Here is a 12,921-nt window from a genome sequence, read left to right on the forward strand (position 1 = left end):
CACAGGTGCAAGGAAGTATGGGCTATAGCTGGTTATGAATATTGTTTTATACGCGTTACCTTTCAAGTTACTCATTATAAGACAGCATAACTCATTGTTTCTCCCCGCTTCGCGGGGAGAAACAATATGCATCTTGAAGTTAGATTGGTATAAAAACGGGATATTAAGTTAACACAAAGAAATAAGATAAATGGAAAAATCGATATTAACGAACGCAAATGATGCGCTTGAGATTGCCGCGAAAAAAGTGGAAAAAACATTTGAAGAACTTGTCGATATGGCGAGGGAATATATACCCCATGATTTGGATATGGATACCGTTGTCAGGCCCTGTGACGTCAATATCCGGCCTGTTTATCCTGTCAGATATGCTTATATGAATTTTTTTGGCGACAAACAGATAAATGCACAATTACCGCCACCCATCAGCACCTTTCTTGATCCTTATGATAATTCATTAAATGCAAGCGTCTTGGGGGGTTATAGCATTCGCATGCCAAGAGCGGGTTGGATCTATGTCAAAGAAGAAGGACCGATTAAAACCAGAGGCTCCCAACACGAGGGAAAATTATTAATTTTCAAATTCAGCCCTGAAATTGTCACATTAGAGGGCAAAAGAGGGATGGTCACAAAATACACCAAGTATGAGCAAAGAGCCGGAAGCTCATCATGGGAAGAAATCCAGCCTGCCAGTGGTACAGCGGGATTAGGCTATCCTTTTCTGGCTCTTAATAAAGACGTATCCAAAATAAGTATTGTTTATAGTGAGGTTCCTTTTTCCGAACGAATCCTAGACAAGATAGATAAGGATGAATCTTTTCGCAGAAATGCAATGCAATTTGTGGAGTTAGATCGTGAGGACTCAGAGTATACCATAGAAGCCAAACAAGAACATTTCGATGGCTTAGTGGAAGATTTCAAAGATCCTGAAAAACGATTTCAAGCATACAAAAATCAATTATCTGATCCACTTTTACAATCTGCTGATTTGGGAGATATTTCAACAGAAGGCAGTTTTTTCATGGATGCCGATATGGAAATGCGTTACATAGACAGTTTGCTATGCCCTTATTACAAAGATAAAGCGAATATTGTGGTATTGCATGATCCAGTGGGATATCAGCGTGATATTTTAATGGCTTATATGTTACTTAATCTTTGGGAGTTAAGCTATAGTGCGACCAATATGTATCCTCTTACTATAGGAAATTTTGTTGAAATATTAGCTGCATCAAAAAATGAAGAAGTCAAAAAATGTGTTAAGGAGTGTATTCACCAAGAAAATTGGAAAACCTGGTGGCCTAAATTAACTACGCCGATTAAGCATGTAAAAGACAAAAAGAAAGAGACTCTTGAATTATATAAAGCATTTTTTGAAAGTGAAATGATTGCAGGGAAATTAGGTGGACTTACACATTATTTTAAAAACTTTTTCTCTGTCTCTGATAAAAAGGATTTTTATACCGAAGATGATGCAAAAGAATTTGAACGATTCTGTATTTTACACGCTGAATTAATGGAACCGCTCAAACATTCAGAAGAAGGATTGTTGGCGATGGAAAGTATTATTGCTGGTCCATTGGCTATAGAAGGAAATAGCGCATGGGATGTTGCTCTTAATGGAATAGTGAATTCATTAGGTCATGATGGTGTTGATAAGGTATCCATTGCAAGGATCCTCAATCGGGGAGTAGATATAATACTCAGTGTCGTTGGCAATTTACTGGCGAGACTTTATGTATTTACAACAGAATTATCATATAAAGGAATATTACACTTGCACGTGTTGAGTGTAAAACAGGTAACACATAAACTGATTCCTAAAATATTAGATTATTTAGGGCTTGAAATAAAACAAGGACAATATCTCGAATTAACCGAGAAAGAATATTATAAATTTCTAAAAAAAATTGAAGAATATGAAAATCAAGGTGTATCAGGAAAAATTAAGAAGGGCCTGGCTCAAGCTGAATCTGGTTTAAACAAATTTATAGGTAAAAAAGTATTTGATTGGTCCAACAGATTGGATAATTACAATAATAATATAAAGATAAAAATACCGTTGGTTAAATTAAAAAGACCTGAATTAAATATTCAGTTTAAATTTTTCCATAATACAAATAAGTCTGCTGGCTACTTATTGAGTTCTGGCTTAAGTGGCTTGGATTTATTTATGAAGAGTTATGTATTATATAAATTGACATCAATGTCTCGTTTCGACAAAACTGCCCCATTTAACGCAAATAGACTTCCTTATTATTATGTTTCAAGCTATTCGAATACTATATTAGGTGGGTTAATTGCTGCAAAAGGTGTTTCCGCTATTGGTGGAGATACTCTTAAATTTGCAGCGAGATTAGCAAATAAACTAAATAGCCCCGCAGCAAAAGCGTTATTGGATTCTGCATCACGCAGTCTTCTGTTAGAAAGTGCTGCCATAACAAAATGGGTAAATGGTGGACTCATTGCCACAGGTTTTGTGAGTGGCGCACTTTCTTATTATGATGCCTATAACTCTTTTAGTTTTGGAAATAACAAAGAAGCTTATTCTCATATTGCAATAGGTACAAGCTCAATAATAATGGCTGTAGGATGGTCTATAGCGGTAGCAACAGCGGAAGTGACTTTTGGCGTCAGTCTTCTGGTTGCACTAGGCGCTTCACTCATGCTTGGTGGAACATTCGCAGCGATATATTTCAATTGGGTAGATTTGGAAACATTGTTAAAGAACTGCTTTTGGGGCAATGGAGAGAAATATGCTTTTTGGAGTACGAGTGAAAAACGTTTAAGTTTAGAAAATCAATTTAAAAGAATGAAAATTATAGATAAGGAAATTAAAAATTCGTATTTAATTGAATTTCAAGAATTTTTAAATTTTTTTATCAAGCCAAATTTAGGTCACGTATTCAATTTGTTGTTTCTCATGTATACTCCTCACTTTTTCAGGAAATCAGATGGCAACGGTAGAAGTGAAATGTCGATTTTGTCAACAAACCGAATCGGTAAGAAAACATGGCACGGGTCAAGGTGAACGTCAGCGTTATCGTTGCCTGTCTTGTCGCCGTACTTTTCAGCTTGAATATGCTTATCGTGCTTGCCGGACGGGCATAAAAGAACAAGTTGTGGATCTTGCCATGAATAATGCCGGTATCCGTGACACTGCACGGGCACTACATATCAGTATTAATGCTGTCGTTCGCACTTTAAAAAATTGTCCCCACGATGTGTAACCACATTACCGCTGGAACAGGTGGAAATTGAGCTCATCTGTGAAGTCGATGAGATGTGGTCATTTGTTGGGAATAAAAAGCAACAACGTTGGTTATGGTATGCTTGGGAGCCTCGTCTGAAGCGTATTATTGCCCATACTTTCGGCCGACGAAGCAAAAAGACGTTGAAGAAACTGCTCAAAAAATTATCGCATTTTAACGTCGCTTTTTGGTGTACCGATAAATTCAAGGCTTACACCTTGTTGCCCACGGATAAACACCTCATCGGAAAAAGTTTTACGCAGCGTATTGAACGTGAAAACCTCACCCTTAGAAACCGAATTAAGCGGCTGAATCGTAAAACATTAGGCTATTCAAAATCACCGGAAATGCATGACAAAGTCATCGGGACTTTTATCGAAAGAGAATATTATATTTAAGACCAATCAACATTTTGAATACGTGACCCAAATTTAAAAGTTGAAAACAATAAACAAGGAAAGATAATTTATAAATTTATACTACCTAATTTCAAATGGGGAGAATCAGAGATATATCATGAAGTTATTCCATCTGGTTTATCAGATGGCTATAGCGATCCTGATTCATCAATAACTGAGCGTAGTTATGGTAGATATCTTTATTCTGTAGCAAAAGATAAGTTTGATAAAGCGATAAATATTACTCGTAAAAATCGTGAAAATCTCATTTTTGATGAAGAGAGCGGTTTAACTACACTAACCGTAGAAGTAGATGAGCAATATACTGCGTATATGAAAGTCTATTGGTATTACAAACCAACAAGAGATACGATTTCTCCACTTCGCTATAAATGGGGAAAAGAACCCACATTAGAAAATGCGGTCTATGGATATGAAGATGAGGTACTACGTTAAATGAATGATTTAATAAAAAAATTGCTCAAAAAAATTTTTAGGGTGAAAACGCCGCCAACAGAGCCTTTATCTACATTTGCTGATCCTGTTCTGGCGGAAAAGTTAATTCTGCTGGATAATAAAACTGTAAAACGTGCAGGATTTTTGGATGCTATCAATAGCAAAGAGTGTCATTTTCGACATAATCTTATCAGAGCAAGAAAAGAAATAATAATACCTGTACTTGTTGGGTGTATATTAGGTTTTTCTTTTTTCATTAATGATAACATAAAGACATGGAAAGCTTCAGAAAAAACCATCCTTCTGCTTTTAAAAAGTGAAAAGGAAAATCATGTATCACAGTTTGATTTAAACTATGAATCATCTGAATCTACTAATTTATTGAAGATAGTTTCAAATGAAAATAAGGTATCACTAATGGAATATTTATATATTATGTATTCTAAGGATAGTATTTATGGCGAGGAAAGAGCCAAGCGCTCTCTTATTTTAGATGCAAGTTTCGGATTGTTTTTCCTGAGCGCCAATATTCTTGCTATTACCATATTTTTAAGATTACGTAAACCTGCTAATTTCATCATTGATCATGAAAGGCAACTTTTTTACACCTGGAAAAAAGGGAAAGTGTATGTAGCTCGCTATAAAGAGTTAAGCGTGGCATTTACTAATAATATTCTGCACTTTAAATGTTATGGCTTAAACGAAAAGCATGAACTGACATACCAATTTTTGGTCATGATTCCAATTTATTGATAGTGACGAATGTTCAAATAATACCCAATGACTCTGTCATGCATTTCTATGGATTTTGAAAAAGATAAGGTCTTGCGAGTCAGTCTTGCCAAATGCTGACGAAGATTCAGGTTATGCCTCTCTATGCGTTGTGTATAACGCTTGCTGACCACATGCAGTTTACCGGCCAGTATTTTTTCATAACTTCTCCAACCATCTGTCATATAGACCACTATGTTAAAAGGCGCCAGCAAAGCCATCAGACGCCCCAAGGTCCTCTTTGTTCTCGGGCCAAAAACATGGGCGATCACTTTTCGTCTTATCCTGTCGTAGGCATAAAAGAGCCAGCGGGGCTGATTCTTTGACTTCACGTACGACCACTGCTCATCCATTTCACAGCAGACAATCACTTCAGTGCCAGGAGCAATGGTTTCGGTTACCGATTTGGGTTTGAGCTTTTTAAATGGCGAAGAACGGTATTCAGGCCAATTCCCATCACTCGTGCTGTCGCCCGACATCCCATGCCATTCATGGCCATATCGACGATTTGTTTATGTGTACCGGGACGACAAGCGGCATAAGTGAATTCGAGTTGCCAGGAGTGACGGCAGGATTGGCAAAGATAACGTTGCTGACCAGAACGTGAGCGCCCATTACGGTGGATCCCTTTAACTGCACAACAAGAGGGACAGGTCACATCAATCTTTGCCATCTGAATGTTCTCCAAATAGGCATACTATACATGATTCAATAAATTGATGTCACGACCCAATTTTTTACCCCTTATCTTAGTCTTTTCAATTCAGAAGAAGATAAAGCTTATATTTTAGCCTTTATGTCAAAATATTTATTACAGGGAAAAGATGCTGTCAGCTCAGTGGATTTTAAACGTCGAGATCGATTACCGTGGCTTCGCAAGCAAGTAAAACCAACAGATTGGGAACAACAAATTTCAGCTATTTTAGCTGAATTAGATCGCTCAGGAGTACCTGATATTACGTTATCTGAAAAAATAACCAAAAATATGCCATCATAAAAATGGCAGTAATAATGTCTTATTATTTATACCCAGAGCGCTTATTGACGCTCTGGTTGAATAAATTAAACTTCAAGTTGCAATTTACAACACTCTATGAAACCTGATTTCTCCCCCCGAAGCAGGGAGAAATCACACGCATCTTGAAGTTAGATTGGTATATAACAATGAGTGACAATTGAAATTACAATAATTAATTTCAAATATGAGTGTATTTGAAAGCGCTTTTCCTATTTTAACTTGTTATGAAATTAGGCTGTTATCGTGCATTTCAATAACATTTTTTATCACGTTATCTTGATAGTGAATATTTTTATGGAGCCATATTGACGGATATTTTATCCAATATTTTAGTTTATTCTCAGACAACTCATAGCTAGCACGATGAATGAACGTAGAAACAATCCATTAAACTCCCGAATATTCTGGCTGAAAATAGATAAATTGACGATATTATATCATGCAAAGAGAAAAGAATTACCATCAGCATTATACACATATTTGGGTAGCCGAATTTTCATATGGTTATCACGCTTCTGAACAGCAAAAACCTTGCCGCTACCGTGCACAGGCATTAATTCAGGCCAACAACCAGCATCAGGCGTTAGTTCAGTTATCTGATCATATATTGTATTCATTGCTGGCAGACGAAGGCCAATATGAGAAAATTTTACCCCTCTTGCAGTATCTGGATACCTGTAATCACCTTGAAAAACATTTGATCCTTAATCTTGGAAAAATGAGTGAGGAGCAATCAATCCTCGTCCTAAATTCCCAAGATAGTGTCAGTATGGCAGCAAGTACTGCTGCCGGTATTGAAATGGCGGCACCATAGGTCTGATATTTAGCAATCGCTCTGATATAAAAAATCTGATCTATAACTGCTTTTGGCGGAATTGGATAGGCGAGATAGCGAAAAAATAAGTAAAACAGAGGGGCAAGAAAGCAAATGAGCTTATCAAAAAAATCACTGTGACCCTACATGATGTGATCCCAACTCTACTGATTGACCAGCAGGAAACCCTGCTGGCTATGACTTTGGAGAAAAAAAGCTACGAAGCACTGCAAAGCTATCTCCCACTTAACAGCATCGACGATAAGCAATGCACACTGCGCAATACACAACGACTTGCGCGAACAATTGTGTTTTTCCCTCTCCTTATTGGTATATTACTCACTTTTCATTATTGCATCGTCGATTTTATCGAGCAGAAGAAAATAGGAGAAGCTAATCTCTTAAAATGGGTAGAATTGGTTCGCAAGAAATACGGTGATGAATTTTACCTACGTAGCGATCTCCCTCAACATATGGAAGATGCTCGCTTAGTTGGCAACGATGAAGTCATTCCTTTCTGGAAGCTGCAAGCCCCCATATTTATTGACCGAAAGCGCCAACTGTTTTTTAGCTGGTATAAAGGCAAGGTTTATGCTGCCCGTTATTCGCAGGTAGGCGTTTCCAATCAAACTGATCCAATGAAAATCGTCCACTTGATGGGATTGGCTATGTATACGTTGGATGATAATAACGCACTAACTCGCCGCGCTTTCCAGATGTGCCTCTCTTACGGCTCCTTATGGGGATTAAATACCAAGCTACGGCAAGATGAAGCCCATGCCTTTATCGTCAAATACCTGTTACAAGGAAAAGAAGCCGTTGCCACCACTGACTATAAGCGCTTTCCTGCCCTGTTCTTGTTCTTGTTCAAGGATAAGAAACCGGCTGATTTTGATCAGCAACTTGAACGTATTTTGGCGGAATTGGATAGGCGAGATAGTAAAAAGATAAGTAAAACAGGTAAGCTAGAGAGCAAATGAGTTAGAACGAAAATGATAACGCCTCCTGATTGGAGGCGTCTTTCTTAAGATGATGAATACAAATCTCAATGAATTTTCAAAAACCGAACCTGGACCGACATATTTGTGATTACTATTAAACAAAAGAACCATAAACACCTTATACAATGCGCTGAGGCTCAAATCCATTCAGTTCAGTAAGGGATAATATCACCGGTACAGATTTTGAAGTTGGCGTGCCTGTACCATCACCAACACTGTCCATTGGGACTAATGGGTTGGTTTCCGGGTAGTAAGCAGCAAGGTTACCGCGCGGAATGGCATAAGGCACTAACTTAAAGCCGGAAACTTTACGCTCAATACCGTCATGCCATACTGTTTCGATATCGACCAAATCACCGGCCTGATAGCCCAATTGGGCAATATCTTCCTCATTCATAAACAACACTTCCCGCTGACCATAAACCCCGCGATAACGATCATCCAACCCATAAATCGTGGTGTTATATTGATCGTGCGAACGCAAGGTTTGCAAAGTGAAAGGAACATCAGCGCCTTCAATTTGTGGGAACAGCGTTTTTGGTAGCGGTGCATGACTGAATTCAGCTTTTTTGCTTGGTGTTGCAAAACGTAATTCGGCCGCAGCATTGCCAAGATAGAAGCCACCAGCGTGTTCACATTTTTTATTAAAATCATCAAACCCTGGAATCGTCGCTGCAATATGATCGCGGATTTTATTGTAATCTCCCGCTAATTCCAGCCAGTTAATGGTTGTGGTATTGCCGACGGTCGCATTAGCAATACCGGCAATAATCGCTGTTTCAGAACGCTGGCTATCAAATAATGGCTTATTTACGCCCTCTGAGGCATGGACCATGCTGAACGAATCTTCTACCGTAACAAACTGTGCGCCGGTAGCCTGAATATCTCGTTCAGTGCGCCCTAATGTCGGCAGAATCAAGGCACCTTTTTTACCGGTAATAAGATGACTACGGTTTAACTTTGTGCTGATGTGTACCGTCAAATCACAATGCCTAAGCGCTTCTTCTGTTCGTGAACTATCGGGAGCTGCTGCCGCAAGGTTCCCACCCAGTGTGATCAGAACCTTAACTTCATCACGCAACATGGCACTCAACGCTTCCACAACATGATGACCATGAGCGCGAGGTGGCTCGAAACCAAAATGAGCAGCCATGTTATCCAAAAAAAGTTTGCCCGGTTTCTCATTAATTCCCATCGTCCGGTTACCCTGTACATTACTGTGTCCACGTACCGGACAAAGCCCTGCGCCCGATTTCCCCAATTGTCCAAAAAGCAATTGCAGGTTGACGATTTCACGCACCGTAACCAAAGAGTGTTTATGTTGGGTTATCCCCATTGCCCAGGTACAGATGACTCGTTCAGCATTCTGGTAAATGGCTGCCGCCTCGCGCAGTTGTGCTTCGGTCAATCCCGATTGTTCTTCAATAAATGACCACTCGGTTGCAACCACTTCTTGCAAATAAGCCTCCACGCCTTTGGTGTAAGTGGCAATGAATGCCAGATCAAAAATACCTGATTTGCCTTCATCCAGCAGGGCGTTATGGGTTTCCAAAAGTGCTTTGACTATTCCTCGTACCGCAGCCATATCGCCACCAAGTTTCGGTTGATAGTAACGATGGCTAATTTCACCCGCCATTGGGGTGATCACTTCAAGCGGTTTTTGTGGATCAGCGAAACGTTCCAAACCGCGCTCATGCAGGGTATTAAAAGTGACGATGCGCGCGCCGCGTTCAGCCGCATGTCGTAAGCTATGCAGCATTCGTGGGTGATTTGTTCCGGGGTTTTGACCAAATATAAAGATGGCATCGGCATGATCAAAATCTTGCAGCCGAATGGTGCCTTTCCCAACGCCTAAGCTTGCCAACATACCGGAACCGCTGGCTTCATGACACATATTGGAGCAATCCGGGAAGTTATTGGTTCCCATTACGCGGCCAAACAACTGATACAGCCACGAAGCCTCATTACTGGCACGCCCCGAAGTGTATAGTTCAAGCTGATTGGGGTTATCCATCGCCTTAATGTGGTTGGCTATCAGGGCAAAAGCCTCATCCCAACGGATCGGCTCGTAATGATCCGTCTGCGGATTATAGCTCATCGGCTCAACCACTCTTCCCTGGTATTCAAGGAAATAATCGCTTTGTTGGTAGAGTTGATTAACGCTATGGGTTGCGAAAAATTGCCGATCAACATACCGACGAGTCGCTTCCCAAGTGACTGCCTTGGCACCGTTTTCACAAAAGCTAAACAGGCTTTTGTTGTCATCTCCCCATGCGCATCCAGGGCAATCAAAGCCTCTGGGCTTGTTCATGCGCATCAGGTTAACCATATTTTTCAGTGCTTGTTTACTATCAAAGACAAAACGGGTTGTTGCCTCCAGAGAACCCCAACCACCAGCCGCCGCATGGTAAGGTTTTATTTTTGATTTGAATTTCATAAAAATCTCTATTTTTTATGTCGTAGCCTGCATCGGGCCACATATTTACAGGTGAACCAGTAACGTCGATTTCATTCATTGGCGGTTTACCGCCGATGTGATCATACTCCTACCTGCCTATTATGATAATTATTCCGTGGTTATATCACGAAAAAACCGAAGTTATCAGAGTTATCGGCTTTGACGTTTTTACCTAACACATAAACTTCAAGCTTTGACGTTTTTACCTAACACCCTAATTAACTTAACAAAATTTTTCGAAAAGATTATATTTTATTTCAAACACAATAGCAACAAGAGGCGTGATAACAATAGTGTGATGGATGTTAAAGATACAATTTCAATAAATTGGTCATGATAATTGCGACAACATGTGTCTCCCCCACGGTTGTATTCCAATGGCTACCAGGTATAGATACCGTCAAAATATCAACGGGTTTTGGTTTCAACATCATAGATTTTTCATCTGACTTATCTATAACTTCCTGTATTTATTAATACCTATACCCGTCGCCTTTCAAGTTGCAGTGTTGTTGGCTGCACTTGTTCATTCCCACCACAAAATAAACAAACGTCCCCACATAATTACCAATTACGTAACCGAATGTACCAATGACCAAAATCGGGCCGACCAGATTGAACCAACCACGGCTGATTGCCATTGCTGCTGCGGTAGTTGGTCCACCGATATTGGCATTACACGCCAAAATGTTTTCCTCTAGGCTGAACTTAAACGCTTTCCCCACGGCAAAAGTCAGTATCAAGTTGAGCATGGCAATGACAAAAACGAAAGCAAACAGCAGGGGCGCATGGCTGATTATGACTTGAACGGATGCCGGTATGCCAATGACAACAAAGAACATATAAATGGCATAAGTCCCCAACTCCTGAGTGCCATTCAGTTTGCTGAATGTCTCTTTAAATATTGAGACGATAATAAAGGTGACTGTCGTCAGAAGCAGATATTTATCAGAAATCAGGCTGAAAATTAGCTCTTGGTAAATGTTGTTTGGCTGCCCAAGTAAGGTTTTTAACCATGATGAAAGATGGAATGATAGCGCAACAATAAAAATCGACCATGCCAGCGATAAGGCGATGTCTTTCAGGGCAATATTTTTCGGTTCCCAATAAGTCGTCACTAAAGGTTGGGTTTTATCTGAATTAGGTGTATTTTCCATCTGATCGGTATATGGACTGCCCCAGAATTTCCTCGCCACGCTCCAACCGGATAAAAGTATCAGAATAATAAAATAGGCGGCCATCATAAAATTATCAGCCACGATAGTCGCAGCGACCATGCTCTGGGAAGAACCCAGTTTGGCGGCCATTGCCGCAAAATTAACCGCGCCTCCCGTGTAAGAAGCAGAGATCATGCCACTGATTTTATCTAATTCTGGTATGTACGCGTTGAAAAGCCAGAAGGCGGCAATCGTACCAATCATGGTCGAGACAGAGGAAATCAGAAAAAGTATCAGTAACCTCCCACTTTCTTTAAAGAGGCTATGCAGGTTGGTTTTAAATAATAATAAAGGGATCGCCAATGGCAGAATATATTGCCAAACAACATCGTAAGCCGGCGCTTCGACTGGAATAATATTTAAATTGGAGGCAATGATAGCAATGATTAATGCAATCACTGCGCCTGGTATTTTAGATGCCCATTTGAAACGCTGTTCCACCATTATGGCGGCAGCAACAGCAATCATGATAAAAGCCCAAAGTAGTAATGAATTGTCAGATGCAATAAGTGTATTTTTCATTATTTCCCCTGATGTTTCTCAAATAAAAAAGAAAATAGTTACGCACTGACTTATTAAATGATTTAATTATTAAAAACATGGAGTTGTATCTATGGCACCATAAATGGCAGTCTGATTTTTATAAAATGCCCACATAGAATTCCCATAATCATAATGCCACCATTCAGTGGGTAAATTGGTAAACCCTACTTGCGTCATGGCTTGATAGAGTAATCGGCGATATAAAGTAGCGGGCATATTTTTTTCCGGCGCTTTTTCTAATGCGGCAGTGTAGGAAAGTTCGCTCACTTCATCGAACTCAGTGCCCAAAAACAGTGGATGACCAGATGCGATATCGAAGAGTGTGACATCCACAGCTCCCCCCGTCAGATGCGGGCTGATCTGATTTTCTTCTACAGGTGCCGGAGCGACAAACTGCTGCAATAGTTTTCGTTGTTCTTCTGCCGATAAGTCAGTATATTGCTCTGCGATCTTTGCCTGTGTTATCTCTTGCAATGCCTGCTGAGTTTCCCGAGAACGCCAGCCATCCAATACCAAAATCCCTAAATGGGCAGGAAGCTGTTGTGCTGCCAATCTTAATTTTTCCGCCACACTTTTTCTTACCATACCATATTTAATGGCGCCTTTTATTCCCGCCAGATAATAAACAGATTTTTGCTTTAATTTATTTAAGTCAGTAATAATTTCTAAATATTCATCACATTCATAAATAGGAATTTTATTAATTATTTTCCAATTAAAATCTCTTGTTTGCGGGATCTTTTCTGTGGAATATTTTCCCAAATCGACATTTCCAGAAGAAGCAGATAACAACATATTCGACCTCGCACTGTCATATTGGAACAGGCATCATTTGAATAACAATACAATTACAGATTGACAACAGGGATGCAAGCCATCAAATTTTATTTACTTTATGAAATTGAATCATCTTTTATATTCAAAAGCTAATCAGATGAAATGCCAAATCGTCTGTGACAAAATAAGCCAAGTTCCCCTAATACCTGGAGGAGGA

10 protein-coding genes are annotated in these 12,921 nt (G+C 39.7%); 6 read left to right on the plus strand and 4 right to left on the minus strand.

Features of this window, described 5'->3' with window-relative positions:
* The first annotated feature begins 190 nt into the window (after positions 1-190).
* The 3 genes from ACSJJG_RS18125 (at position 191) to ACSJJG_RS18135 (ending at position 4,858) form a co-directional block, all read left to right on the plus strand.
* The gene (locus ACSJJG_RS18125; protein WP_282885573.1) at positions 191-3,031 is read left to right on the plus strand and encodes a toxin VasX; all 2,841 of its coding nucleotides are present in this window, start codon (positions 191-193) and stop codon (positions 3,029-3,031) included.
* Positions 2,955-3,649, plus strand: a protein-coding gene (locus ACSJJG_RS18130; protein ID WP_189761441.1) for an IS1 family transposase whose coding sequence is annotated in 2 segments (ribosomal slippage) — positions 2,955-3,204 and positions 3,204-3,649 — 696 coding nt in all. Because the reading frame shifts where the segments join, the coding sequence is not laid out codon by codon here. Before ACSJJG_RS18125 ends, ACSJJG_RS18130 begins: the two co-directional genes overlap by 77 nt.
* Positions 3,650-4,105: 456 nt before the next feature.
* Positions 4,106-4,858, plus strand: a complete 753-nt coding sequence (locus ACSJJG_RS18135; RefSeq protein WP_189761395.1) for a hypothetical protein — start codon at positions 4,106-4,108, stop codon at positions 4,856-4,858.
* Here the strand turns inward: ACSJJG_RS18135 and ACSJJG_RS18140 are convergent.
* Positions 4,852-5,549 (minus strand): IS1 family transposase gene (locus tag ACSJJG_RS18140; protein WP_223281913.1). Its coding sequence is split into 2 segments (ribosomal slippage): positions 4,852-5,300 and positions 5,300-5,549, totalling 699 coding nucleotides; the frame shifts between segments, so codons are not numbered across the junction. The genes ACSJJG_RS18135 and ACSJJG_RS18140 overlap by 7 nt on opposite strands.
* A gap of 123 nt (positions 5,550-5,672) precedes the next feature.
* On the opposite strand from ACSJJG_RS18140, the gene ACSJJG_RS18145 reads away from it, so the two are divergent.
* The 3 genes from ACSJJG_RS18145 to ACSJJG_RS18155 all read left to right on the plus strand — a co-directional run bounded on the left by ACSJJG_RS18145 (position 5,673) and on the right by ACSJJG_RS18155 (position 7,688).
* A complete protein-coding gene (locus ACSJJG_RS18145; RefSeq protein WP_189760529.1) occupies positions 5,673-5,873 on the plus strand; it encodes a hypothetical protein in 201 nt (66 codons plus the stop codon).
* Positions 5,874-6,333: 460 nt separating this feature from the next.
* A complete protein-coding gene (locus tag ACSJJG_RS18150; RefSeq protein WP_189760528.1) occupies positions 6,334-6,708 on the plus strand; it encodes a hypothetical protein in 375 nt (124 codons plus the stop codon).
* Positions 6,709-6,845: 137 nt separating this feature from the next.
* Positions 6,846-7,688 carry a hypothetical protein gene (locus tag ACSJJG_RS18155; RefSeq protein ID WP_481090116.1) on the plus strand — a complete coding sequence of 281 codons (843 nt, stop codon included), beginning with the start codon at positions 6,846-6,848 and terminating at the stop codon, positions 7,686-7,688.
* A gap of 139 nt (positions 7,689-7,827) precedes the next feature.
* Here the strand turns inward: ACSJJG_RS18155 and ACSJJG_RS18160 are convergent, their stop codons facing one another.
* The 3 genes from ACSJJG_RS18160 to ACSJJG_RS18170 form a co-directional block, all read right to left on the minus strand.
* Positions 7,828-10,146, minus strand: a complete 2,319-nt coding sequence (locus tag ACSJJG_RS18160; protein WP_481090117.1) for an FdhF/YdeP family oxidoreductase — start codon at positions 10,144-10,146, stop codon at positions 7,828-7,830.
* 494 nt (positions 10,147-10,640) lie between these two features.
* Entirely contained in the window at positions 10,641-11,906 is a 1,266-nt protein-coding gene (locus ACSJJG_RS18165; protein WP_481090118.1) for a DUF819 family protein, read from the minus strand.
* A gap of 69 nt (positions 11,907-11,975) precedes the next feature.
* Entirely contained in the window at positions 11,976-12,722 is a 747-nt protein-coding gene (locus ACSJJG_RS18170; RefSeq protein WP_481090119.1) for a M15 family metallopeptidase, read from the minus strand.
* Positions 12,723-12,921 lie beyond the last annotated feature (199 nt).

Source organism: Xenorhabdus sp. SGI 60 (assembly GCF_056632175.1).